The organism is Roseomonas sp. HF4, assembly GCF_005222755.1.
Lineage (GTDB): Bacteria > Pseudomonadota > Alphaproteobacteria > Acetobacterales > Acetobacteraceae > Neoroseomonas.
In genome coordinates this window covers 235,675-259,399 of the sequence record NZ_STGD01000001.1, presented here as the reverse complement: position 1 = coordinate 259,399, position 23,725 = coordinate 235,675, and the positions used below count along the sequence as shown (strand labels likewise).

Below are 23,725 nucleotides of genomic sequence, written 5' to 3'. Positions count from 1 at the left end.
TCCCCCTGGTGCGGCACCCATGGTTCCGCCTTGTGCGCCAGGTCGCAAGGGCGCCGTTCCGTTTCGCGTGGCGTCGGGGTAACCTCTGCGCCATGGATATCCTGCAATTCATCTCCGCGCCCACCATCGTGCTCGTCGTCCTGCTGGTCCTGGCCATGCTGACGGCGACGCGCGGCATCCGGACCGTCCCGCAGGGGGAGGTCTGGACCGTCGAGCGCTTCGGCGCGTTCACGCGCATCCTCGACCCCGGGCTCAACTTCATCATCCCCTTCATCGACGGGGTCGGGCGTCGGGTGAACGTGCAGGAACAGGTGCTCGACATCCCCGAGCAGTCGGTCATCACGCGCGACAACGCGACGGTCGCGGTGGACGGCATCGTCTACTACCGCGTCATGGACCCGGCGAAGGCGGCCTATGCGGTGCAGGACCTGAACGTTGCGCTGACTGCGCTGACCATGACCAACATCCGCGCCGTGATCGGCGAGATGGAGCTGGACGCCACGCTGTCGGGTCGCGAACGCATCAATTCGTCGCTGCTGGCCATCCTGGACGGCGCGACCGACCCCTGGGGCGTCAAGATCGCGCGCGTCGAGATCCGCAAGATCGAGCCGCCCGAGAACCTGATCCGCGCCATGAACCTGCAGATGACCGCCGAGCGCGAGCGCCGCGCGACCGTCGCCAAGGCCGAGGGCGAGCGGGAGGCCGAGATCAAGCGCGCCGAGGGCGAGAAGCAGTCCCTCATCCTCGAGGCCGAGGGCCGCAAGGAAGCCGCCTTCCGCGATGCCGAGGCGCGCGAGCGCTCGGCCGAGGCCGAGGCGAACGCGACCCGCATGGTGGCCGAGGTCGCCGCCGGCGCGGGCACCGACGCGCTCCGCTACTTCATCGCCGACAAGTACGTGAAGGCGTTCGAGGTGCTGGCGGGCAACACCGCCCAGAAGCTCGTGATCGTGCCGATGGAGAGCAGCGCGCTGGCCGGCGGCATCACCCAGGCGATGGAATTGCTGCGCGGGCCGGACGGCACCTTCCCGGCGCGCCCGCCCGGGACCCCGCGCCCGCCCGCCGCCCCTGCGCCGGAGGCGCCCTCGCCATGGACGCCGCGCTGATCTGGATCCTCGCCGGGCTGGTGCTGCTCGGCGCGGAACTGCTCCTGCCGGGCGTCTTTCTGCTCTGGATCGGCATCGCCGCGATCGGCACGGGGCTCATGCTGTTCGCCGCGGCGCCGCCCTTCTGGGCGACCGTCACGGTCTTCATCGCGCTGCTCGCGGCCGGCATTGCCGTGGCGCTCAGGCTGCGCCGGTCCGAGCACCCGCGCCCGCGCGTCAACACGCCCGATGCCGGCATCGTCGGACGCTTCGGCGTGCTGATCGAACCCGGCCAGGCTGGGCCGCGGGTGCGGCTCGGCGACAGCGACTGGACGGCGCGGCTGCCGAAGGACGTCGCCGCGACCCCCGCCGGGACCCGCGTGCGGGTCGAGGGCGTGGACGGCACCACCCTGATCGTCCGGCCGGACTGAACGCTCCGTCCTTGTCGCGGATCAAGGCGGGGCGCCGGCGCCCACGCCATGCTGCGTCCCAATGGAGGATCGACATGACCATGCGCGAGACGACCCGCGAGGGCAGCCACGCCCGTCGCCTGTTCCTGGTGGCCAATGGCAGTCGCGCCAAGGGCTACCGCAAGCGGCTGGCCGAGAGCGGCTACGATCCCGTGATGGAATGGGATGAGCCCGACGCCAGGCGCCCGGATTCGGCCCTCGGCGAGGACAAGCCCGGCCGCACCTTCCCATCCGCGGGCTCCGGACAGCGTAGCGCCATGGAATTCGACGGCATCGACGACAGCCCGAAGGAGCACGCCAAGCGCGACCTGGCGCGGAGCATCGCCGGGGACCTCGCCGCGGCGCTGCGCGCGGGCGGCATCGACAGCGTCGTCGTCGTCGCCCCGCCGCCGGTCGCCCGCGCGGTGATCGACCACCTGCCCGCCGAGCAGCGCGCCGCCGTGGCGGGGGAGGACCACCACGACCTGACGGGCCTGCCGATGGCAGACCTCTTTGCCCGGCTGGACGCGCTGCGTCACGGAGTGTGACAGGCCTTGACCGCGATCCGGGCGCGGGCCACGTCAGGAAGGCCATGAGCACGAACCGACGCCCACCCGTGATCGACATGACGCCGGAAGGGGAATTCCGCGACGCGGCCCCCGCCACGCAGCCCGCGGGCACGCTGGACCGCGTGCTGGCGCGCCTGGGCGCCCTCGGCATCCTGGTGGCGGCGGGCAGCGCGGGCCTGCTGCTGGCCGGGCTGGCGCTGCTCGCGATCGGCATCCTGCTGCCGCTCGCGATCCTGGCCGGCGCGGTCGGTGCGGGCTCGCTCTGGTGGCGGGCCCGGCGCGCGCGTCGCGACGGCACAGCGCCGCCGCAGGGCGTACGCTTCGTCGTGATCCGCCGCTGAACGACCCCGGCGCGGCCTATTCCGCAGCGAGCGGCACGCCACCTGCCTGGAGGCCGAAGACCTCCGCCAGCAGGGAATAGGACCGGCGCCGCGCCGCGGCATCGTGGCAATGCGTGATGACGGCGAATTCCGCGACGCCGCCATGCGCGGCCGACAGCTCCTCGAGCTTTGCCTTCACCTGTTCCGGCGTGCCGACCATCGCTGCCGCCCGCATCCGTTCGAGCCGCGCGAGCTCGAGGTCGGAATAGGCGTGCGCCTCGGCCTCCTCGACGCTGGGCAGCGGCAGATAGAGGCCGCGGTCCCGCTTGAGCCGCCACAATTCGCGGGAGCGGAACAGACGCTGCGCCTCGGCCTCGCTGTCCGCGACCAGGCAATAGACGCCGAGCGCCGGATGCGGCGCCGCCAGGCGCCCCGGCATGCCGGGCTTGGGCTGGAAGCTCTCGCGGTAGACGGCGATCGCCTGCTCGGACCCGCCGCCGTCGCTGAAGAAATGCGCGAAGCAGTAGGGCAGGGCGAAATACCCCGCGACCTGTGCGCCGTAGTCCGAACTGCCGAGGATCCACATCTCCGGCCGGGTATCGACTGCCGGCTGCGCCACGATGCTGCGGAAGGGGTGGTTCTCGGGCAGCCCGTCGCCATGCCAGCCGAGCACTTCCATGACCTGCGCCGGGAAGCGGTCGGCGGCCTGGTTGGCGTTCGGGTTCAGCGCGAAGGCGGTGCGCCCGTCCGAGCCCGGCGCACGCCCGACGCCGAGGTCGATCCGCCCGGGCGCGATCGCCTCCAGCACGCGGAACTGCTCGGCGACCTTGAGGCTCGAATAATGCGGCAGCATCACGCCCGCGCTGCCCACGCGGATGCGCGGCGTGGTGGCCGCGATGGCAGCCATCAGCACCTCGGGCGCCGCACCGGCGTGGGAGGCGCTGTTGTGGTGCTCGGCGCACCAGTAGCGGCGGAAGCCGAGCGCGTCGCAATGCCGCGCGAGCGCCAGGGTCTCGCGGATCGCCTCCCCGGGCGTGCGGCCCGAGGCGACGGAGGACTGGTCGAGGACGGAGAGGGTGAAGCCGCTCATGCCCCCGACACTAGAGCAGCGCCCGATCGGATGGAACCGCTGCGCGGTTCCGTCGATCGGGCATAAGCCGCTCTGGAATCGATGTTTTCCCAAGCGGGACATCCGATCGGATGTTTCCGTCCGATCGGCGATTGCCCCAGTGCCAACTCCGCCGGCGGGGTGTCCGGGATCGGCCGCCCCCCAGCGGCCGTGCCCGACGCCCCGTGCGGGTCAGGCGGACCGCGCCTCGCGCATCGCGGCGCCGATGCCGCGCAGGACGTCCCGGCCGCCGCCGGGCGGCGTGACGCTGCGCGAGATCACGGCGTCGAGATCGGCGCCGACCGGCGTCGGCGCGTCATAGAGCGCGAGCAGGCGGCGGATCTCCTCGAGCCGCCGGAACGGCAGCGAGGCGTTCAGGTGATCGAGGATCGTCTGCTCCTCGCGATGCAGTGAGTCCACCAGGGCGGTCTTCATTCGTCGCTTTCCCCCGAAGTCGATCGAGCATCCAAGGATAAGCAGACGAAGTGTTTGAAATCAAAGCCTTGCGATGCGATCCGGAGGTGCCACCCAAACACAACCCGTGGGGGGTTCATGTGATTGCAGGCACAAGATTTTGTTCCCGTATGGGTTGCATAAGCCTGCTGGACCTATCCTTGACCGCACGTGATGTGCGATTGGGGCAACCCTGTTGCGGCGAAGCCACGCCTCGGGATGGCTGCCGCGCTTGCCCACGACGGTGCCGCGCCGCAGGCTCGGGGGAAATTCCGGAGGGACGGCCGGTCATGGCTCGCAATTCCCGTTGTGCCGCCGCGGCGGCGCGGAGCCGCGCCCATGCATGACGCGCCGCCCGACGGCGCGCTGGTCCTGGTCCTGCGCGACCTGCGCGACCCGGCCGACCACGCGGCGGTGGAAGCCGCGATCCGTCGCTGCGATCCGGCTGCCCGGACCTGGTGGGACTGGTCGCAGGGGCTGGTCGCCATCGCCTCGGCCGCGCCGCACCACGCGCTGCTCGGTGCCGTGCAACAGGCGGGCTTCGCGGCCATGCCGCAGCGCCGCCCGCCGGGGCCGATCGGCGTGGGGGGCGTGTTGCTCCGCATCCTGCTCGGCGCGGTCCTCGGCCTGGCGGCGGGGCTCGCGCTCGGGGTGGTGTTCGGGCTCGGCAATTCGGCGTTGAACCCGAGCTGCGTGGGCAGCGGGAACTGCGCCATCGGCGTCGGCGTGTTCGGCGGGCTCGGCGCGGTGGTCGGCCTGCCGGTCGGTGCCCTGGTCGGGCTCGGGCTCGGCCTCGCCCGCGTCGGGCGGCGCCGGGCCTGAACCCTCAGCCCGCCGCGCGGCGCAGCCAGGCGCCGTAGAGCCGCGGCCCGACCAGCGCCGCCACGGCCACCAGCAGGATCCCGAGGCTCGCCGGGCGCGTCACGAAGGTCGTCCAGTCCCCCTGGCTGATGGTCAGCGCCTGGCGCATTGCCTGTTCTGCCATCGGCCCGAGGATCATGCCGATCACCACGGGCGCCACGGGGAAGTCGAAGCGGCGCATGAACATCGCGATGATGCCGATGCCATAGAGAAGCATGAGGTCCACGACCGAATTGCTGATGCCGTAGGTGCCGATGGTCGCGAAGACCAGGATGCCGGCATAGAGCTGCGGCTGCGGGACCTTCAGGATGCGCGCCCAGAGCCCGACCAGCGGCAGGTTCAGCACGACCAGCATGACGTTGGCCACGAACAGGCTCGCGATCAGCGTCCAGACCAGTTCCGCCTGCGTCGTGAACAGCAGCGGCCCGGGCTGGATGCCGTAAGACTGGAAGGCGCTCAGCATGATCGCCGCCGTCGCGCTCGTGGGAAGCCCCAGCGTCAGCATCGGCACCAGCACGCCGGCCGCGGCGGCGTTGTTCGCGGCCTCCGGCCCGGCCACGCCCTCGATCGCGCCGGTCGTGCCGAATTCGGCGCGCGCCTCGGGCGAGGCGAGCTTCCGCTCGGCGTAGTAGCTCAGCATGGTCGGCATCTCGGTGCCGCCGGCGGGCATGACGCCGAAGGGGAAGCCGAGGCCCGCGCCGCGGACCCAGGGCCAGAAGCTGCGCTTCCAGTCCGATTTCGACATCATGATCGAGCCGACGGGCAGGACCTTCTGCTCGCCCTCGACGTAGCGCCAGGCGAGGTAGAGCGTCTCCCCCACCGCGAACAGCGCGACCGCCACCAGCACGACGTTGACGCCGTCCAGCAGTTCCACGATGCCGAAGGTCAGGCGCGGCTGGCCGGTCTGCAGGTCGATGCCGACCAGGCCCAGCATCAGCCCGAAGAACAGGCTGGTCAGCCCGCGCAGCGCGCTGCCCCCCAGCACCGCCGAGACGGTGACGAAACACAGCACCATCAGCGAGAAATACTCGGCCGGACCCAGCAGCAGCGCGTAGTCCACGATCAGCGGCCCGAGGAAGGCGATGCCGAGCGTGCCGACCGTGCCGGCCACGAAGCTGCCGATCGCCGCCGTGGCCAGCGCCGGCCCCGCGCGCCCGTTCCGCGCCATCTTCGCCCCTTCGAGGGAGGTGATGATGGAGCCGCTCTCGCCCGGCGTGTTCAGCAGGATCGAGGTGGTGGAGCCGCCATACATGGCGCCGTAGAAGACGCCGCAGAACAGGATGAAGGCGCCCGTCGCGCTGACCGTGAAGGTGATGGGCAGCAGCAGCGCGATGGTCAGCGCGGGGCCGATGCCCGGCAGCACGCCGATCGCGGTGCCGAGGAAGCAGCCGAGCAGCGCCCAGCCGAGATTGGCGAGCGTCAGCGCATTGCCGAAGCCGAGTGCCAGGCCCGAGATCGCGTCCATTTACCTTGCCCTCAGGCGGCGGGCGTGGTGCCGCAGGCACGCCTCCGGCGTGACACCTCCGGTGGCTTGCCCTCCGCGCCGCCGCGCCGGGGCGCCCGCGCCGTCGCGTGCCTTGTGCGCGGGGCCGTCTGCGCGGCCCGGGGGGTGGCGCGGCCCGGTCATTCCGGGGCTCCGAAGACGAGGCCCTCGACCACGCCCGCGCCGATGTTCACGCCGAGCACCTTCACAAACACCGTATAGGCGCCAAGGGCCACGACGAAGGCGATGACGAGGTTGCGCAGATGCGCCCGGCTCCCGAAGGCCGCCGCCACCAGCACGAACTGCGCGGAAGCCGCGACGGTGAAGCCGAAGGGCCCGATCAGCGCGAGGTTCGCGAGCAGCCCCGCCAGCATCAGGCCGAGCGCCCGGCGGTTGGCCGGCGCCGCGTCCTGCAAGTCCTCGATGCCGCGGGACCAGCCGCCGCGCGCCGCATGGACGGTCAGCAGCGCGCCGAGCACGAGCAGCCCGGCCGCGACCAGCCACGGCACGAGCTTCGGCCCGACCTGCGCATAGAGCGGCGAGACCGGGATGGCGAGCGCCTGCCAGACGCCCACCAGCCCGAGGCCGAGCACGAACAGCGCCGCGCCGAGATCTGCCCGGTCCGCGCCCCCGCGACCGCGCACCGACGCGCGACTAGCCGGCGAGGCCGAGGTCGCGCAGCACGCCCTCGGTCGCGGCGATGTCGCGCGTGAGGTATTCGCCGAAGGCGGTGCCGGTCAGGAAGGCGTCGTCCCAGCCGCGCGTGGTCAGCATCTCCCGCCAGGCGGGCAGGGTGTGCACGGCGCTCATGAGGTCCGACAGCGCCTGGCGCTGCGCGGCGCTGATGCCTGGCGCGCCGAACACGCCGCGCCAGTTGGCGGTCACGACGTCGAGCCCGCTTTCCTTCAGCGTCGGCAGGTCGGCGGTCGAGCGCCTGTCGCCGGTGGTGGCCAGCGCCCGCATCCGCCCGGCCCGGATCTGCTCGGCGAATTCGGAATAGCCGGAGATGCCGGCCTTGACCTGGCCGCCCATGATGGCCGCCTGGGCCGGTCCGCCGCCCGCGAAGGCGACGTAGGACGCCTCCCGCGGGTTGCGCCCGAGTGCTTTCAGCATGAGCCCGAGCGTGATGTGGTCCGTGCCGCCGGCCGAGCCGCCGCCGACCGCGACGCCGCCCGGATTGGCGCGCAGCGCCGCGATCAGCTGCGCGATCGTGGTGAACTCGGAATTCGCGGGCACGACGACCACGCCCACTTCCTCGGTCATGCGCGCGACCGGCACCACGTCCTTGATCGTGACCGGGGAGCGGTTGGTGATGCCCGCGCCCACCATGACCGAGCCGCCCACCATCAGCGCATCGCCGCGCCCGCGCCGCTGCGCCACGAAGCGTGGCAGCCCGACCATGCCGCCGGCGCCGCCGACATTCTCGAACTGGAAGTTGCCGACCAGGCCGGCCGTGCGCGCCACCTGCTCGATCGCGCGGGCGAGCCCGTCCCAGCCGCCGCCCGGGCCGGCGGGGACGAACATGTAGAGGCTTGCGAAGCGCTGCTGCGCGGCGGCGGGACCGACCGGAAGCGTGGCCGCGGCGACGGCTGGGAGACCCGCGGCAAGGAGGCTGCGGCGGCGGAGCGTCATGGTCGTTTCCTCGGAGGCGGAATTATCCAAGCCTAGGCCAGGATCCGCCCCCGGGGAAGCACGGCGCTGGCTGTCCGTCGGCCCCGTCGTGGGACCGGAAGGCCAGGGGGAGAGGAGAACTTCCCCCCCAACCTTCCTTGGCGCCTGGCGCAGGTCCTGAGAGGTCGGTCGCCAAGTGCCAAAGAAGGGAGGGGGCTTCGGGGGAGGTTCTCCTCCCCCGACCTTCCACCATGACGGTCACCGCGGCGTTCAATGCGCCACCCCGCCGGCCAGCCGATGCAGCAGCGCGAACAGCGCGCCGCCTGCCAGGAACCCCACCAGGGTGCCGTTGATCCGCACGTATTGCAGGTCCCGCCCGACGCGCAGTTCGATCTTGTCGGCGATCGCCGCCGCGTCCCAGTTTCCGACCACGCCCGCGATGAAATCCGACAGTTGCGCCTGGGCGGATGGCAGCAGCCGCAGCAGCACGCCCTCGACGCCGCCATTGAGCCGTTCGCGCGCCGCCGGGTCCTCGGCCAGCAGCGTGCCCGCGTTGCCGAACAAGCCCGCGATGAGCGTGACGGTGCGCCCGTCGGGCCGCGCCGCATCGGCCACCAGCGCGGCGCGCAGCCGGGCCCAGACATCCATCAGCCATGCCGTCACGGCGGGGTTCGCCATGGCCTCGCGCAGCACGCGGCCGATCGCCGCGGCGCGCTCGGGGTCGGTCTCCAGCCGATCGATCTCGGCCATCAGCCAGGCGGCGAAGGCGGCGCGGAGGTCGGAATCCTCCGGCTCGATCTTCTCGAGTTCCGCGTTCACGGCGGCGAGGACGCGCTTGGCGACGGTGGCACCCGCCAGCCAGCCGATCACCGCGCCGCCCTCTGCCCGGATGCGCGCGGCGATGGCGGTGCGCAGCGTCTCCTCCCGCTCGGCCAGCATGAGCTTGACCTGCGTCGCGGCCAGGCTGAACACCTCCTGGTGCCGGCCGGAGGCGACGAAGGCGCGCAGCACGCGCGCGACAAGCCGGGCGCCGGCGGGGCCCGAGACGATGCGCGGCAGCAGCCGCACCAGCAGCCGCTTGGCGCGTCCGTCCTCCAGGCTCTCGAGCACGCGTGGCAGGCTGCCGGCCAGCGCCACCGCGGCGGGGCGGGACGTCTCGGGGTCCGCCAGGAACCTCTGCAGGATCCGCGCGAGGTCGAGCCGCGCGATCACGCGCCGCACCTCGGATTCCGTGAAGACATGCGAGGAGACGAAGCGCCCGAGCGCGCGGCCGAGCCTTTCCTTCTGCCGCGGCACGATGGCCGTGTGCGGGATGGGCAGGCCGAGCGGCCGGCGGAACAGCGCCGTCACCGCGAACCAGTCGGCCAGGCCGCCCACGACCCCGGCCTTGGCGCTGGCCTGCAGCATCTCGGTCCAGTAGCCGGGCGGCAGGCGGTAGGTGTAGGCGAGCAGGCCTCCCATGCCGACGAGCAGCCCTGTCGCCAGCAGCCGGTGGCGCCGGAGGCTCCGGCGAAGGTCGGCATCGGGGTCGGTCGCGGGGCTGCCCTGCATGGTCCGCGCAGATAAGGCGCCGCGCGCACCTTGCCCAGCGTCGCCTTCATGTTACATCATATCGTATCATGTCCCGCTTCCCCGATCCCCTGGCGCTGTCCTCCGGCGCGGCCCCCCGGCTGCTGCTGGCCGCCGGCGTGGCGGCCGTGGTGTGGGGGGCCGTGCTCTGGGCCATGGCGGCATGAACGCGCGCCGCAGCCCCGCGGGCCTGGTGCTCGAGAACCTGACCCTGACGCATGGCCGGCGCCCGGCCGTGCACCATGTCTCCGGCCGCTTCGCGCCCGGCAGCCTGACCGCGGTGGTCGGCCCGAACGGCGCCGGCAAGACGACGCTGCTGCGCGCACTCGCCGGGCTGCACAAGCCCGACAGCGGGCGGATCGCCGCCGAGGGCACGGCCCGCATCGCGCTGCTGCCGCAGCTGGCCGCGCTCGACCGCGGCTTTCCCATCGCCTGCCGCGACGTCGTGATGCAGGGCCTCTGGCCGCGCCTCGGCGCCTTCCGCGGCGCCTCCACCGAGGACCGGCACCGGGCGGAGCATGCGCTCGCCGCCGTCGGTCTCGGGGGCTTCGAGCGCCGCGCGGTCGGCTCGCTCTCGGCCGGGCAGACGCAGCGCCTGCTGTTCGCCCGCCTGCTGGTGCAGGACGCCGACATCCTGCTGCTGGACGAGCCCTTCAACGCCGTGGACGCCAAGACCTCGGCCGACCTGCTGCGCCTGGTGCGGGACTGGCACGGGCAGGGGCGCACCGTCGTCGCGGTGCTGCACGACCTCGACCTCGTCGCCCGCGAGTTCCCGGACACGCTGATGATCGCGCGCGATGCCATTGCCTGGGGCCCGACGGAGCAGGCGCTGAGCGCGGCCAACCGGCTCCGCGCCCGCATGATGGCCGAGGCCTGGTCGGACGAGGCGGAGCACTGCCACCGGGCGGCGTGACGACGGGGAGGGCTCCGCCTTCCCCAAACCGAAGATTCCCTTGGAGAGGACTCCGCCCTCCCCAAACCCCTCCGGCCAAAGGCCGAAAGGCCTTTGGAAACCATCACCTTGGCGCCGACCTTTCGAGGCGCCGCACCAATCATCGGTTTCCAAAGGCCCGTCGGCCTTTGGTGGGGTGAGGCCCGGAGAGGGGCGAAGCCCATCTTCGGATCCGCCATGCACGACCTCCTGATCGCCCCCTTCGCCGAATTCGGCTTCCTGCGCCGCGCGCTGGTGGGCTGCCTCGCGCTGTCCGTCTCGGCGCCGGTCCTTGGCGTCTTCCTCGTGCTGCGGCGGATGAGCCTGACGGCCGACGTGCTGGCGCATGGCGCGCTGCCGGGCGTCGCTGTCGGCTTCCTGCTGGCGGGGCTCTCGGCGCCCGCGCTCTGGTTCGGCGGGCTGGTCGCGGGGCTGCTGGTCGCGGTCGGCGCCGGCGCGCTCTCCCGCGCCACCGGGGGACGGGAGGACGCGACGCTGACCGCGCTCTACCTCGTGGCACTGGGCGCGGGTGTCGCGCTCATCTCGATGGGCGGCGGCGGGGCGGCGGACCTGTCGCACATCCTGTTCGGCAACGTGCTCGGCGTGGATGACGCCGCGCTGCTGCTGATGGCGGGCGTCGCGACGCTCACGCTGGTCGTCCTCGCCTTCGCCTGGCGGCCGCTGGTGCTGGAATGCTTCGACCCGTCCTTCGCCGCCGCCGCCGGCGCGCGTGGCGGCGCCTGGCACCTGGCGTTCCAGGCGCTGGTGGTGCTGAACGTGCTCTCGGCCTTCCAGGCGCTGGGGACGCTGATGGCGGTGGGGCTGATGATGCTGCCGGCCATCGCGGCGCGGCACTGGGCGGCGGAGGTCGCGGGCATGGCCTATGCCGCGGTCGGCATCGCGCTCGGGTCGTCGCTCGCGGGGATCCTGCTCTCCTACCATGCCGACGTGCCGACGGGGCCGGCCATCGTGCTGGTGGCCGGCCTGGCCTGGGCGGTGTCGGTGCTGGCGGGGCCGGTCGATGGGCTGCTGCCGCGGCTGCTGCGCCGGCGGCATATGGCGGGGTAGCGGCGCGCGTTCGCCAAGGCGCCGGGCGTGGCGGGGATGAACTCCCGCAGCGGTCGAGAGGCGCCATCCCTGGACGCTGCGGCGACGCCCATGGCGCCAGCCCGAAGGATTTCAGATCGCTGCGGGCCGGCGGTGCGGTATCTCTCAGAACCGGACGCAGCGGCGACACGGCGCCGCCGCCGACCGACAGCACCCGGAGAGGACCATGGCCGACACCAGCGTCACCTTCACCTTCAAGAAGCTCTCGGCGGCGACGGTCATCTCGCGGGGAAGGGCGGGGAAGGGCACGCCGCCGACCTCGCGTGTCGTCGGCAAGATGGAACAGGGCGTGCTGACGCTCGGCGGCGAGCAATTCGCGGCCCGCACCGGCCCCTGGGGCAATGGCGGCATCGAGGCGGGGCTCTATGCCGTGAAGGTGAAGAACCTGGTCAATCTCCCGGACAACGAGGGCATGCGCATCCCGACCGGCAATACCGGCAAGGGCCAGCCGAAGGAGATGGGCTTTTTCATCCCGCTCGAGCCCGCGCTGGTGATGAAATCCGTGAGCAAGACGGTGCGGCTGAAGGGCGGCGGCAGCTTCGAGAGCATCGGCATCGACTTCATCGAGCGCGGCGGGCTCGGCATCCATCCGGACGGCAATGTCCTCGGCACGCAGGGCTGCATCGGCATCCTGCCCGAGGATGCGCCGCGCTTCTACGCGGCCTGGAACAAGCTGCCGATCACCAGCCGCCCCACGCTGCTGGTGGTATCCGGCCATCCCGCCGCGTCCGGCGAGGTCGGCCTGGACGGCAACCCGAGCGGCAACAGGGAGTAAGCCCGGCCGGCGCCGCGCGCGGCGCCCCGCCGCGTTCCCTGGCCGCCGGCGCCGCGGCGTCCCATGCTGGGGCCCCGACGACCCTGGGAGAACGCCCCGCATGTCCTCGCTGCTCTTCTCGCCGCTCACGCTGCGCGGCCTCACCATTCCGAATCGCGCCGTGGTGCCGCCGCTCTGCCAGTATTCGGCCGGCGAAGGCATGGCGAACGACTGGCATCTGGTGCAGCTCGGCCGCTTCGCCGTCGGCGGCTTCGGGCTCGTGTTCAGCGAGGTGGTCTCGGTGCTGCGCGACGGGCGCATCACCCATGGCGACCTCGGCCTCTGGAACGACGACCAGATCGCGCCGCTGAAGCGGGTGGTGGATTTCGTGCGTGCGCAGGGTGCGGTGCCGGCCATCCAGCTCGGCCATGCCGGGCGGAAGGGGTCGATGCAGCGCCCCTGGGAAGGGAACGGGCCCCTCGGCCCCGATCAGTTCGCGAAGGGGGAGGTGACCTGGGACATCGTCTCGGCGGTCGCGCAGCCGATCGGGGAAGGCTTCCTGACGCCCGCCGCGCTCGACGCCGCCGGCATGGCGCGCATCGCCGATGCCTTCGCCGCCGCCGCCCGCCGCGCCCGCGCCTGCGGGTTCGAGGCGGTGGAGGTCCATTGCGCGCATGGCTACCTGCTGCACCAGTTCCTGAGCCCGCTGTCCAACACGCGCAACGACGCCTATGGCGGCGATCTCGCCGGGCGCATGCGCTTCCCGCTCGACGTCATCCGCGCCGTGCGCGCGGCCTGGCCCGAGGACCGGCCGGTCTTCGTGCGCATCTCGGCGGTCGATGGCCTGGACGGCGGCTGGGACATGGCGGACAGCCTTGCCTTCGCGGCCGCCATGAAGCCGCTCGGCGTGGATGTCGTGGACTGTTCCTCCGGCGGCATCGGCGGCTCGGCCACCGGGTCGAAGCGCGTGCCGCGGGGCTACGGCTTCCAGGTGCCCTATGCGGCGGAGATCCGGCGCGAGGTGGCCATCGCCACCATGGCCGTCGGCCTCATCACCGGCCCGCACCAGGCCGAGGCGGTGCTGTCGAACGGGGAGGCCGACCTCGTCGCCATCGGCCGCGAGGCCATGGCCAACCCGAACTGGGCGCTGATGGCGCGCGGCGTGCTCGAGCCCGGCACGACCGAGGAGGTCTTCGCCCCCTGGCCGCCGCAGCATGGCTGGTGGATGGAGAAGCGCGCGGCGGTGATGGCGGCGCTGGGCGACCCGCCCGCTTGATGCGCCGCAAGGCGCGCCGGCCCCGCTGAGCCGAGGCTCCGCCCGCGCAGGGTCGGGGGAGGGGCGGGCATGGCGGCGACGGCGGCGGAGAACGGGGACGGGGCACGGCGCTGGATCGGCCTCGGCCTCGCGCTGGCGGTGCTGGCGGGCGTCGTGCTGGCGCCGCCGCTGGCCGGGCTGCCGGTTGCGGGGCAGCGCGCCATCGGCATCCTGCTCTTTGCCGTCGTTCTCTGGGTCAGCGAGGCGGTGGACCTGACGGTCTCGGCCTTCCTGATCGCGGCGCTGGTCATCCTGCTGGTCGGCACCGCGCCCGACCCGCAGAACGCGGAACGCCTCGTCGGCATCGCGACGGCGCGGAACTGGGCCATCGCGGGCTTCGCCAACAATGCAGTGGCGCTGGTCGGCGCCGCGCTCGTCTTCGCCGCGGCGGTGACGGCGACAGGGCTCGACCGGCGTATCGCGCTGGCCACGCTGGCGCGCGTGGGCACCGGGCCGCGCGGCATCTTCGCGGGCGTGCTGCTGGTCGGCGTCCTGCTCGCCTTCCTCGTGCCGTCGGCCACCGCGCGCGTCTCGGCGGTGGTGCCGATCGTGCTCGGCATCATCGCCGCCTTCGGCATCCAGCGCGACAGCCGGCTGGCGTCGCTGCTGATGATCGGCTCGGCGCAGGTCTGCTCGGTGATGAACGTCGGGGTGCTGACGGCGGCGGCGCAGAACGCGACCTTCCTCGGCCTGATCGGCCGTGCCGTGCCGGGCGCGACCGTCACCTGGTTCGACTGGCTCATCGCCGCCGCGCCCTTCTGGCTGCTGATGGTGCCGGTCCTCTATGTCGTGCTCTGGCGGTTCCACACGCCGGAGGCGATGCCGGCCAATGGCGGCCGGGAGGCCGTGGCGCGCGACCTCGCCGCCCTCGGGCCCATGAGCGGGGCCGAGAAGCGCGTGCTGCTGGCCGGCCTGCTGCTGCTCGGCTTCTGGGCGACCGAGGGCCGGCTGCATCCGCTCGATACCGCCTCCTCCACCATCCTCGCGGTGACGGTGCTGCTGCTGCCGGGCGTGGGCGTGATGTCGTGGAAGCGGGCGCAGGCCGCGGTGCCCTGGGGGACGCTGATCCTGTTCGCCGTCGGCATCGCGCTCGGCACGGTGCTGGTGCAGACGCGCGGCGCCGCCTGGCTCGCGAACCTGATCGTGGACGGCTTCGCGCTGCGCCAGGCGACGCCCTTCGTGGTCGTGGCGGTGATGGCGGCCTTCCTGATCGTGGTGCATCTGGGCTTCGCCTCGGCCACCGCGCTCGCGGCCGCCTTCATCCCGATCGTGATCTCCGTGCTGCAGGAGGTGTCGCGCGCGGGAGTGCCGGTGAACGTGGTCGGGCTGACCATGATCCTGCAGTTCACCGTCTCCTTCGGCTTCATGCTGGTGGTGAGCGCGCCGCAGAACATGGTGGCCTTCGGCACGGGCACCTTCCGGGCGCGGGACTTCACGCGCTCGGGCGTGGTCATCACGCTGATCGGCTACGGGCTCGTGCTGCTGCTGACGGCGACCTGGTGGGACTGGCTCGGCTACGTCAGGCCGTAGGGGTCAGTATTCCCATTCGAAGGACAGGCCGACCCGGTCCCCGGCGGCGCTGTTGCCGCCGGTCTCGGCCTCGACGCGCACGCGCGGCAGCACGTCGATCTGCACGCCGACGCGCGGCGCGCCCCCCTCGCTCGACTGCCGCACGCCAAGGTAGACGCCGTCCGCCACGTAGCGCCCGGTCTCGAGCGTCGCACCCTGGCTGCGCCCGCCATCGGTCGGGCGGTCCTCCCCCACCGCCAGCCGGTCGAGCGCCAATGTGCGCCGGATGCGGTCGAGGATGCCGCCGGCGCCCGGCGTCTCGATCCCGGCCGCGCCGGCCAGCGCCTGCGCGAGTTGCGCCAGCTGGAAGGGGCTGAGCTCGCTCGCCCGCCGGTCGAACAGCAGCCGTGCCAGGATCTCGTCCTGCGGCAGCTCGGGCGTCGAGGAGAATTCCAGCTTCGGATCGGAGGCCGGCCCCGTCACGGTCACGTTCGCCGTCACCTCCCGCGCACGGGCGGAGGCGAGGAAGTCGAGCGTGGGCACCAGCGTTCCCGCATCGAAGGCGATGGTGCCGCGCCGGAAGGCGATGCGGCGGTCGAAGATCGAGATCTCGCCCCGCCGCAGCGCGAGCCCGCCCGTGACCTCGGGCGCCGCGACGGTGCCGCCGACATTGAGCGTGCCGCCGAATTCCGCGTCGATGCCGCGCCCGCGCACGAAGACCGCGCGCGGCGCCGCGACCTCCACCGCCAGCGCGATGTCGGGCAGCGCCGCGGGCGCGCCGGGCGGCGGAGGCGGGTCGAGCGGCGGCGTGCCTGCGGGCCGGTCGCCGCGCTCGCGCACGCCTTCCAGCGTCTGCACCGATTGCGGCAGCCGCTCGGGCACCGTCACGTCCATGCGCTGCACGACCACCCGTCCCTCGAGCCGCGCCTGTTCCAGCAGCTGCCCGGCCAGCCGCAGGTCGGCGTCGAACACCGCCGAGACCAGGTCGGAGCGGAGCGGCCGGGCATTGCGCGCCGTCAGCGTCACCTCCGCCGGCAGGCCCGGCGCCAGGGGAGAGAGCGTGCCCTCCGCGCCGATCGTCCCGCCGCCCGGCGTGCGCGCCTCGAAGCGCTCGATCGTCACGCGCTCCCCGTCGCTGGCCAGCGCGGCCGTGATGCCGGTCAGCGTCACGCCCTGCGCGAGGTCGCGGAAGGACCCGTCCGCGAGTGTCGCGCGCCCGGAAATGCGCGGCGCGCCGAGCGTGCCCGAGGCCTCGGCGGTCAGGGTCGCGCGCCCGGTCACGCGCTGCGCGCCGGCCGCGAGGATCGGCCCGGCCAGCGCACCGAGATCCGCCGTCGCCTCGATGCGCGCGGCGAGCGGCGCGCCCGACGCGAAGCCGCCCGGCAGCCGCGCCATGCCGTTCGCGCGCAGCACCTGGCCGGCCGAGGCGTCGAGACTGACCTCCGCCGCGCGCGCCCCGGCCGTGCCTTCCAGCAGCAGCCGCGCCGGCGGCAGGCCGCGCGCCGCCTCCATCGCCACGCCGAGGCCGGTCGCCTCCAGCCGGAACCGCGCGGAGGGGTCGGCGACGGGGCCGGTGATGCGCGCCTCGGCGCCGATCGTGCCCTGCGCCTCGAGGTCCGGCGCGGCGAAGGCCGTGATCGCGGCGAGCGGCAGGGCGCTCAGGGTGGCGCGCAGGTCCGCCGTCTCCGGCCCCCAGCGCCCTTCGGCGGCGAGCTGCCCGCCGCGGCTTGTCGTCAGCGCCAGCGCCTCCACCGCGATGCCGCCATCCGCGCCGATCACGACCCGCGCGGGGGCGGCCAGCCGCAGGCTGTCGACGCCGCGGCGCAGCAGCAGGTCCGGAATCTCGAGCCGCCGCGCGCCGGCGGCCTCGGTCACCCGCAGCCGCGTGGTCAGCCGCGCATCCATCGCGCGTGCCTCCAGCGCCGCCTCCAGCGCGGCCAGCGTGCCTGCGGCCGTGAGCCGCGCGCCGAGCGGCGTGCCGGCGACGCTCGCCTGCGGCACGTCGAGCACGGCGTCGAAGCCCTGCACCCCGCCCTCGGCCGACAGCGCGGCATAGAGCGTGACGCGCCCGGCGAGCGGCGTGCCGGCCAGCGTGGAGAAGGCCGAGAGGTCCGTCGCCTCGAAGGCGGCCTCGCCGGCGAAGGTCGCGGCCTCGGGGTCGAGCAGGCCGGTCGCCTCCAGCCGGGCCGGGCCGAACTCCGCGACCAGCCGTTCGAGCCGGAGCCGCGCGCCATCCGGTCGGCCTCGGAGGTCGAGCGTGACCGGCAGGCCGGCATAGCGCGCCGACAGCCGCCCGTCGGCTCGCGGGGCGGAGAACGGCGTCGCGACGTTGAGCACCAGCTCCGGCGCCTCGACCACCTGGCCGTCGCGCTCCAGCCGCTCGCCCTGCGCGGTCACCGCGATCGAGGGGTCGGTCCGCGGGCCGGTCAGCCGCGCCTCGGCGGCGAGCCCGCCGGCCAGCCCCGGCACCAGCGGCGCGAGGTCGGCGACACGCGCGCGGATGGTGGCGTCCAGGACCTCGCCGACGGCACCCTCGGCGGTCAGGCGCAGCGCGCCGCCCTCCAGCGTCAGTGTATCGATGCGATCCGGCAGCGCGGCGCGCAGCGTGAGGCGCGGCGTCTCCCCGAGCGCCGCGGCGATCTGCGGCGTGTCGCTGCCGAAGCCCTCCACCGCGAGGTCGAGCGCGACCTGCGGCGCCGCCATCGCGCCGGTCGCGCGCGCCTCGACGGTCAGCGCGCGCCAGCGCGCGGCGGACGGCAGCAGAGGGCCGAGCGCGGTGCTCTCGGCCAGCGCGAGCCGCAGCACGACATCCACCGTGTCGGCGCCGAGGTCGACGCTCCCGCTGGCCTCCGCGCGGCCGGCCGGCGACTGCACCTCCAGCCGCCGCAGCGCCAGGCGTTGCGCGGCATCGAGCGCGGCGTCGATCGTCACCTCGACGGGCATCGCCGCGGCGCGGAGGTCCGCCGGCAGCAGCGGCGCGGCGGCGGCGCGCAGCGTCAGCGCAGCACCGGCCGAGCCGTCCGGAGCGGCGCGCACCTCGCCCTCGGCCGTGACCGTCGCGTCCGCGCCGAGCGATGCGTCCAGCGTCAGGCGGGCGCCGCTGGCGGGGCCGTCGAGCGAGAGCCGCGCCGCGAGCGCGCGATTCGGCACGCCGAGCAGCGTCGCGACGAGGCCCCCCGCGGGCTCGGTGGCATCGAGGCGTGCCGTCAGCCGGTCGGCGCCGGGGGCGAGGTCGAGCGTGAGCCGCAGCTCCGCCGGGGCGTCGCGCCGCAGCACCTCGAGCCGTGCCGAGAGCGCGCCGCCGGCCAGCGCCGCTTCGCCCTCGACCGAGAGCACCGCCGCCATGCCGGCGACCGCTTCACCGAGTTCGACCCGCTCCACCGCCAGGTGGTCGAGGCGCAGCGCCACGGGCAGGTCGGGCAGGGCCGGGATCAGCGGCGCATCGGGGTCGGGCGGCGGCGGCGGCGGTGCGTCGGGGTCGGCCGGCGGCAGGCGGTGCAGCGCGACGCGGCGCGCCGTCACGGCCTCGATCCGCAGCTCGCGCCGCAGCAGCGCCGGCAGGTCGAGCACGATGCGCGCGTCCTCCAGCTCGACCCAGGCGCCCTCGGCATCGCGCATGACGAGGCGCGCGACGCCGAGGCGCGCGGGGAAGGGCCCCCGCAGCCCCTCGATCGTGAGGCCCGGCACGAGGTCGCCGGCGAGGCGCGCGATCATGGCGCGCCCCGCCTCGCTGTTGGCGAAGACCAGCGCGCCGGTCAGGCCGAACAGCAGCAGGACGGGCAGCGCCAGCAGCGTGAGGCCGAGGATGCGGAGCGCGCGCAGCATGCTCAGAACGCCTGACCGATGCCGACATAGAGCGCATAGGCCGCGTCGCCGCGGTCGGCGTTGAGCGGCACGCCGACATCGACGCGGATCGGCCCGATCGCGGTCAGGTAGCGCAGGCCGAGGCCCACGCCGACCCGGATATCCCCGGTGCCGGGCACGCTGTCCTCGCCGACCGTGCCGGCATCGACGAAGGCGACCATGCCCCAGGGGCCGGAGATGCGCTGGCGCCACTCGGCGCCGACTTCGAGCACGCTCGCGCCGCCGAGCGGCTTGTTGCCCGAATCGCGGGGGCCGATGGACTGGAAGGTGTAGCCGCGCACCGAGCCGCCGCCGCCCGAATAGAAGCGCCTGTCGAGCGTGATCTCGTCCCGCGTCGCGCCGAGGGTGGCGCCGATCGCGGTGCGCAGCGCGAGCACGCCGCGCGCGTCGCCGGTGACGTCGAAATAGGCGCTGCCGGTCGCCAGGATGCGCGTGAAGACCGTGCCCTCGTTCAGTTCGTAGAAGGGGGTGACGGTCAGGCTCGCGCGCTGGCCCGAGGTCGGGTCGAGCAGGCTGGTCGTGCTGTCCCAGCGGACGCCGCCCACGAAGCCCACCAGCGCGAAGTCGTCGAGGTTGCCGTAGCGCCCGATCCGCCCGGCCTCATAGAGCGGGCCGGCCTGCAGCGCGAGCCGCTCGGTCAGCGCGCGCTCGGCCAGCGCCGAGGCCAGCACCGCGTCGCGGTCATAGGCTTCGAGCCGTTCGCGCACCGCGCCGACGCGCGCCGTCAGCCGCGCCTCCTGCCGCCAGATCTCGGGCAGCGTCAGGGTGGCGAAGGCGCGGTAGGTGAAGTTCTCGGCGTTGCTCTCGCCGAGCCGGGCGGCCTCCGCCTCCAGGCGCAGGCGCTCGGCGCCGCCGAACAGGTTGCGGTGTTCCCAGTAGGCGCCGAGGCCGAGGCCGAAATTGGTCTCGTAGGAGACGTTGCCGCCGATGGCGCGCAGCGGCCGCTCCGACACGGCGTAGTTGACCGGCAGGTGGCCATCGGGCGTCAGCGCCGTGCCGGGCTCGGCGCGGACGCTGTCGAAGACGCCGAGCGCGGCGAGCGCGCGCCGGCCGCGTTCCAGCGTCTCGGGCGAATAGTCGCGGCCCTCGATCCGGCGGGCGGCGGTCCGTTCCATCAGCCCGGCATTGGTGCGGACCTGGCCGCTCACGCTCGGCCGGTCGAAGGTCGCGGTCGGACCGGGGGCGAGCCGCCAGGCGACGTCCATGGCGCGGCGGTCGTGGTCGACCAGCACCTGGCGGTCGTCGATGGCGGCCAGCGGATGCCCGGCGCGGCGGAGCGCGGCCAGCATCGCGTCCTCGGCCCCGATGACGGCGGCGGTGCGGGCGGGCTCGCCCTCGATTGCCCCGGCCTCGGTCGCCGCCGCGCGCGCGGCAGCGACGGCCTGCGCCGGGCTGCCCGCGATGCCGATGCGCCCGAAGGCGTAGCGCTCGCCGGGCGTCAGGGTGAAGGTGATCGGGACGGGGTCGGTCGCGCCCTGCAGCAGGGCGGGCAGGGCAGGGTCCTCGGGCGGGCGGCCGGCGATGGTCGCGGCGACGCTGCCGCCCCAATAGCCCTCGGCGCGCAGCGCCTCCTGCAGCCGGGGCAGGTCGGCGCGCACCCGGCCGATCAGCCCGAAGGCGTCGGTCGGCGCGCGGTCCCGCAGCGTCACGGTCTGCGCCACGCCGCGGGCAAGCGCGGCGAGATCCTCGGGCGCGGCGAAATCGGCCTCGTAGGGGATGCCCGGCGGGTCGGGCGGCGCCGCCTGTTCCTGCGCCGCGGGCGTGCGGCAGGCAAGCAGCAGCGCCAGCGCGGCCAGGGCGCCGCGGGCGATGGTGCTCCGCGCAACGGCGGGATAGGGTTCAGGCATCATGAGCAACGATCTTCCCGCGACCCTTACCGCGTGGCGCCGCCATCTGCACGCGAACCCCGGCCTGACCCTGCATGAGGGCGAAACGGCAGCCTTCGTCGTTGCCCGGCTGCGGGAGATGGGCGTGGCCGACATCCAGGAGAAGGTCGGCGGACATGGCGTGGTTGCAACCCTGCGGCGGGGCGGCGGCAACCGCTCGGTCGGGCTGCGCGGCGATATGGATGCGCTGCCGATCCAGGAACAGAACGAGGACCTCCCCTGGAAATCCGGCAATCCCGGCGTGATGCACGCCTGCGGGCATGACGGGCACACCACGGCGCTCCTCGGCGCCGCCCGGATGCTGCTCGACGACCCTGCCTGGACCGGCACCGTCCGCCTCGTGTTCCAGCCGGCGGAGGAAGGCGGCGGTGGCGCGCGCAGCATGATCGCCGACGGGCTGTTCCAGCGCTTCCCGATGGAGCGCATCTTCGGCTGGCACAACTGGCCGGGCCTGCCCGCCGGCACCGTCGCGGTGCACGACCGCGCCGTGATGGCGGCCGGCGCGCGGTTCGAGATCGTGTTCGACGGCCATGCCGGCCACGCGGCCCTGCCGCATCTGACGCGCGACCCGATGGTGGCCGCCGGCCACGCGATCGTCGCGATCCAGTCGATCGTCGCGCGCAACCTCGACCCGCTGGCCGGTGGCGTCGTCAGCGTGACCGTGGTCGAGGGCGGCGAGGCGCAGAACCAGATCACTGCCCGCGTCACGCTGAAGGGCACCGCCCGCTGGCTGCGCGACGAGGACCAGGCGATCATCGAGGCCGGTCTCGCGCGCATCGCGGATGGCGTCGCGGCCACCTTCGGCGTCACGGCCGCCTTCTCCTTCCGCGCCGGCGTTGGCGTGACGGCCAATACGGTGGCCGAGCGCGACCTGGCTGCCGCCGCCGCCTCAGCCGTGACCGAATGCCGCCGCGACCTGGCGCCCGCCATGACCGGGGAGGATTTCGCCTGGTTCCTGCGCGAGGTGCCCGGCGCCTTCGTCTGGATCGGCAACGGACCTGCCGATGGCGGGCGCGAGCTGCACCACCCGCGCTACGACTTCAACGACGAGATCCTGCCGACCGCGGCGCGCTACCTGGCGGAGGTCGCGAAGCGCGCGCTGGCCGGCGCCTGACCGGCGCCTTCGGTCATGACCCGGTAGGGATCGGCATGGTATCCCCGGCCGACCCTTCGAGCGTCACGACAGAATGACCAGCCCCGCAGACGAGATCATCGCCCGCGACATCCGCTTCGGCATCGAAGCGCAGGCAGACCGCGCCTGGTTCGGCGGCGACCTCATGATGTCCGTGGTGGTCGATGCGCTGGCCGTGATGCTGCCGGAGGGGGAACGCTTCTTCATCCGCTCCCTCAAGCACTACGCGCCCGACATCGACGACGCGGAGGTGCAGGCCGAGATCCGCGGCTATGCCGTGCAGGAAGCCTTCCACACGCGGGAACACGAAGCCTACAACGCGGCGCTCGGTGCCCTCGGCTACGACGTGGCCGGGATGGAGGCGCGGCTGAACCGGATGCTCGGCCGCGAGATCGGGCCGGTGCTCCGCTTGATGTCCACCTGCGCGATCGAGCAGGTCACCTACAGCCTCGCGCGGTTCATCCTGAAGCGGCCGGAACTGATGGACGCCGCGGCGCCGGCCTATCGGCGCCTCTGGCGTTGGCATGCGCTGGAGGAGCTGGAGCATTCCGCCGTCGCGCTCCGCGTGCTACGGGCGGCGCCGACGGGGCTCGCGCCCTGGAAGCGCTACCTGCTGCGCGTCGCGGTGCTGAACGCGGTCTTCGCGCAGATGATCTGGCTCGCGATCGGCAACATGCACGTCATGCTGCGCGCGACGGGGGTGCGGACGGGGCTCCGCACGCGGCTCCGCCTCGCCTGGCTGCTGTTCGGCCGACCGGGCTTCCTGCGCGGGCTGGTCGGGCCCTGGTTCGCCTACATGCGCCCTGGCTATCCGGGCGGCGGCGGCGCGGCGGATGCCGGGCTGGTCGCCGAGGGCCGGCGCCTGCTGCGGGACGACCCGCCGGCCGTGCCCGCCTGATGGGCAGCGCGATCTTCGCGCGCATGCTGCGCGCGACCGAGACCGGCGCGCTGCCGGGGCTGCGCCGCGCGGCGTGGAAGGGGACCTACACGGCCATTTCCAGCCTCTGGCGACGGCCGCGCTGGCGCTTCATGAACTACGGCTACCTGCCGCCGGGCGTGCCCTTCGCGCTCGACGCGGCGGATGAGGCGGAACGCGCCTTCATCGGGCTCTATCACCAGGCGTTCGCGGGGTTGCCGCTCGACGGCGCGGCGGTGCTGGAGGTGGGCTCGGGGCATGGCGGCGGCGCGGCCTGGCTCGCGCGCCGGCCGGGCGTGGCGCGCGTGACGGGGGTGGACCTGTCCGGCGCCACGGTTTCGCGCGCGCGGGCGCTCAATCCCGGCGTGCCGTGCCTCGACTTCCGAACCGGGGATGCCGAGGCGCTGCCCTTCCCCGATGCATCCTTCGATGTCGTGGTCAACATCGAATCATCCCACTGCTACGGCCGGATGGATCGCTTCGTGGCCGAGGCCGCGCGCGTGCTGCGGCCGGGCGGCTGGCTCACATGGGCCGACATGCGCGGCCGCGCCATGCTGCCCGCGACCGCGCGCGCCTTCGACCACCCGGATCTGGTGCCGGAGGCGGAGGCGGTGCTGAACGCGGGCGTGCTGGCCGCGCTCGATGCCATGGAGGCGGAGAAGGCGCGTGAGATCGCGCGCTTCGCGCCGCTGCGCGGGATCCTCGGGGAATTCGCGGGGATGCGGGGCTCGAAGCTGCGCGGGGCGCTCGAAAGCGGGGAGGTGCTCTACCTGGCGCGAAGGTTCCGGCGGCGCTGAACGCGGGGC

21 protein-coding genes are annotated in these 23,725 nt (G+C 73.7%); 13 read left to right on the top strand and 8 right to left on the bottom strand.

Going from position 1 to position 23,725, the window contains the following annotated elements:
• Window positions 1-92 precede the first annotated feature (92 nt).
• The 4 genes from E8M80_RS01205 to E8M80_RS01190 all read left to right on the top strand — a co-directional run bounded on the left by E8M80_RS01205 (window position 93) and on the right by E8M80_RS01190 (window position 2,441).
• Window positions 93-1,103 carry an SPFH domain-containing protein gene (locus E8M80_RS01205; RefSeq protein WP_137123820.1) on the top strand — a complete coding sequence of 337 codons (1,011 nt, stop codon included), beginning with the start codon at window positions 93-95 and terminating at the stop codon, window positions 1,101-1,103.
• Window positions 1,088-1,513 (top strand): NfeD family protein, encoded by a 426-nt coding sequence (locus tag E8M80_RS01200; RefSeq protein WP_137123819.1) that lies wholly within the window; start codon window positions 1,088-1,090, stop codon window positions 1,511-1,513. Before E8M80_RS01205 ends, E8M80_RS01200 begins: the two co-directional genes overlap by 16 nt.
• Before the next feature lie 80 nt (window positions 1,514-1,593).
• Window positions 1,594-2,079, top strand: a complete 486-nt coding sequence (locus E8M80_RS01195; protein WP_206035541.1) for a host attachment protein — start codon at window positions 1,594-1,596, stop codon at window positions 2,077-2,079.
• Between the two features lie 44 nt (window positions 2,080-2,123).
• Window positions 2,124-2,441, top strand: coding sequence for a hypothetical protein (locus E8M80_RS01190; RefSeq protein WP_137123817.1), 318 nt, complete (start codon window positions 2,124-2,126; stop codon window positions 2,439-2,441).
• A 16-nt stretch (window positions 2,442-2,457) separates the two neighbouring features.
• Here E8M80_RS01190 and E8M80_RS01185 read toward each other — a convergent pair whose 3' ends face one another.
• Both E8M80_RS01185 and E8M80_RS01180 read right to left on the bottom strand, forming a co-directional pair.
• Window positions 2,458-3,510, bottom strand: a complete 1,053-nt coding sequence (locus E8M80_RS01185; RefSeq protein ID WP_137123816.1) for an LLM class flavin-dependent oxidoreductase — start codon at window positions 3,508-3,510, stop codon at window positions 2,458-2,460.
• Between the two features lie 210 nt (window positions 3,511-3,720).
• Window positions 3,721-3,963: a hypothetical protein gene (locus tag E8M80_RS01180; protein ID WP_137123815.1), complete on the bottom strand. Its 243-nt coding sequence runs from the start codon at window positions 3,961-3,963 to the stop codon at window positions 3,721-3,723.
• Between the two features lie 357 nt (window positions 3,964-4,320).
• Here E8M80_RS01180 and E8M80_RS01175 point away from each other — a divergent pair, with 357 nt between their 5' ends.
• Window positions 4,321-4,803: a hypothetical protein gene (locus E8M80_RS01175; RefSeq protein WP_137123814.1), complete on the top strand. Its 483-nt coding sequence runs from the start codon at window positions 4,321-4,323 to the stop codon at window positions 4,801-4,803.
• Between the two features lie 4 nt (window positions 4,804-4,807).
• Here the strand turns inward: E8M80_RS01175 and E8M80_RS01170 are convergent, their stop codons facing one another.
• The 4 genes from E8M80_RS01170 to E8M80_RS01155 all read right to left on the bottom strand — a co-directional run bounded on the left by E8M80_RS01170 (window position 4,808) and on the right by E8M80_RS01155 (window position 9,487).
• Window positions 4,808-6,307 (bottom strand): tripartite tricarboxylate transporter permease, encoded by a 1,500-nt coding sequence (locus E8M80_RS01170; RefSeq protein ID WP_137123813.1) that lies wholly within the window; start codon window positions 6,305-6,307, stop codon window positions 4,808-4,810.
• Between the two features lie 158 nt (window positions 6,308-6,465).
• Window positions 6,466-6,969: a tripartite tricarboxylate transporter TctB family protein gene (locus E8M80_RS01165; protein WP_137123812.1), complete on the bottom strand. Its 504-nt coding sequence runs from the start codon at window positions 6,967-6,969 to the stop codon at window positions 6,466-6,468.
• Between the two features lie 10 nt (window positions 6,970-6,979).
• A complete protein-coding gene (locus tag E8M80_RS01160) occupies window positions 6,980-7,957 on the bottom strand; it encodes a tripartite tricarboxylate transporter substrate binding protein (RefSeq protein ID WP_137123811.1) in 978 nt (325 codons plus the stop codon).
• Window positions 7,958-8,206: 249 nt separating this feature from the next.
• Window positions 8,207-9,487, bottom strand: coding sequence for a DUF445 domain-containing protein (locus E8M80_RS01155; protein ID WP_137123810.1), 1,281 nt, complete (start codon window positions 9,485-9,487; stop codon window positions 8,207-8,209).
• A gap of 181 nt (window positions 9,488-9,668) precedes the next feature.
• Here E8M80_RS01155 and E8M80_RS01150 point away from each other — a divergent pair, with 181 nt between their 5' ends.
• From E8M80_RS01150 to E8M80_RS01130, 5 genes are all read left to right on the top strand, one after another.
• Window positions 9,669-10,418, top strand: coding sequence for a metal ABC transporter ATP-binding protein (locus E8M80_RS01150; protein WP_137123809.1), 750 nt, complete (start codon window positions 9,669-9,671; stop codon window positions 10,416-10,418).
• Between the two features lie 216 nt (window positions 10,419-10,634).
• Window positions 10,635-11,504, top strand: coding sequence for a metal ABC transporter permease (locus E8M80_RS01145; RefSeq protein WP_137123808.1), 870 nt, complete (start codon window positions 10,635-10,637; stop codon window positions 11,502-11,504).
• Between the two features lie 205 nt (window positions 11,505-11,709).
• Complete coding sequence (locus tag E8M80_RS01140; protein WP_137123807.1) at window positions 11,710-12,318, top strand: hypothetical protein; 609 nt, start codon at window positions 11,710-11,712, stop codon at window positions 12,316-12,318.
• Window positions 12,319-12,418: 100 nt separating this feature from the next.
• Window positions 12,419-13,573: an NADH:flavin oxidoreductase/NADH oxidase gene (locus E8M80_RS01135; protein ID WP_137123806.1), complete on the top strand. Its 1,155-nt coding sequence runs from the start codon at window positions 12,419-12,421 to the stop codon at window positions 13,571-13,573.
• 69 nt (window positions 13,574-13,642) lie between these two features.
• Window positions 13,643-15,142, top strand: a complete 1,500-nt coding sequence (locus E8M80_RS01130; protein ID WP_137123805.1) for a DASS family sodium-coupled anion symporter — start codon at window positions 13,643-13,645, stop codon at window positions 15,140-15,142.
• Between the two features lie 3 nt (window positions 15,143-15,145).
• Here the strand turns inward: E8M80_RS01130 and E8M80_RS01125 are convergent, their stop codons facing one another.
• On the bottom strand, window positions 15,146-18,946 hold the full coding sequence (locus tag E8M80_RS01125) for a translocation/assembly module TamB domain-containing protein (protein WP_137123804.1): 3,801 nt from the start codon (window positions 18,944-18,946) through the stop codon (window positions 15,146-15,148).
• A 2-nt stretch (window positions 18,947-18,948) separates the two neighbouring features.
• Window positions 18,949-20,835, bottom strand: a complete 1,887-nt coding sequence (locus E8M80_RS01120) for an autotransporter assembly complex family protein (RefSeq protein WP_137123803.1) — start codon at window positions 20,833-20,835, stop codon at window positions 18,949-18,951.
• On the opposite strand from E8M80_RS01120, the gene E8M80_RS01115 reads away from it, so the two are divergent.
• From E8M80_RS01115 to E8M80_RS01105, 3 genes are all read left to right on the top strand, one after another.
• Window positions 20,834-21,985 (top strand): amidohydrolase, encoded by a 1,152-nt coding sequence (locus E8M80_RS01115; RefSeq protein ID WP_137123802.1) that lies wholly within the window; start codon window positions 20,834-20,836, stop codon window positions 21,983-21,985. The genes E8M80_RS01120 and E8M80_RS01115 overlap by 2 nt on opposite strands.
• A gap of 73 nt (window positions 21,986-22,058) precedes the next feature.
• A complete protein-coding gene (locus tag E8M80_RS01110; protein WP_137123801.1) occupies window positions 22,059-22,901 on the top strand; it encodes a metal-dependent hydrolase in 843 nt (280 codons plus the stop codon).
• Complete coding sequence (locus tag E8M80_RS01105; protein ID WP_137123800.1) at window positions 22,901-23,716, top strand: class I SAM-dependent methyltransferase; 816 nt, start codon at window positions 22,901-22,903, stop codon at window positions 23,714-23,716. Before E8M80_RS01110 ends, E8M80_RS01105 begins: the two co-directional genes overlap by 1 nt.
• Window positions 23,717-23,725 lie beyond the last annotated feature (9 nt).